Here is a 745-nt window from a genome sequence, read left to right on the forward strand (position 1 = left end):
ACCCCGTGGAGCGCGACTTCCGCAACCGCGCCCTCGGCCGGGCCAGCAGGGGCGGCTGGGCGTCGATGAAGAGGATGGGGGTTTCCGCCGCCTGGGGCCAGCCGGGGGCTGCGGCGGCGGGCGCCGGGGCCTGCATGACCGCCAGCACGGCGGGGTTGGCGGTCAGGTAGCGCTCGATGGCCGGGAAGATGGCGGCCTGGTAGTTGTCCATCGGGCGGTAGCCGCGGATGCGCGGCAGGGCCAGCTCCTGCTCCAGCACCGCCGAGATGTTCATGAACTTGAACTCGACGGAGCGGTGCGAGCGGCCGGTCAGGGCCATCAGGCGTTCGGCGTGGCGGGCTTTGACGTAGGGCGCAGCCGACTGCTCGAGGGCGAGCATGACGAAGTACTCGGCGACGATGAGGTCGAGTTCGTCGTCGCGCCAGGGGGTGTTGGGTGGGGCCGTGGTCACTGACGCAGGGTGCATCAGTTCTGCTGACGCGCCACCCAGGATTCTCAAGTGTTTCGAGCGCACACGGCCTTTACGAGCAAACCACTCCGCCCCCGCTGACGCGGCGATTGCAAGTCCCCCTCCCGCTCATCCCGGCGGATCGCAGCGGGGGTCGCGGCCTGGGGTGGTCAGGAGGGTGATCATCATCATGGGGCGGGTCTTGGGCTTGGCGGTGTAGATCAGCAGGGCGTCGCTGGGGACGGTGGCGGGGGCGCAGAAGGCTTCGCGGGATGCGAAGCCTTCTGCGCCCCCGCC

The 745-nt window shown here is 70.1% G+C and carries 1 pseudogene; it reads right to left on the bottom strand.

The features are described 5' to 3' along the window. A pseudogene (locus GVN21_RS20350) lies at positions 1-466 on the bottom strand (hypothetical protein); the annotation flags it as partial. Positions 467-745: the final 279 nt, after the last annotated feature.

The organism is Caulobacter sp. SLTY (assembly GCF_009905535.1).
Taxonomy (GTDB): Bacteria; Pseudomonadota; Alphaproteobacteria; order Caulobacterales; family Caulobacteraceae; genus Caulobacter.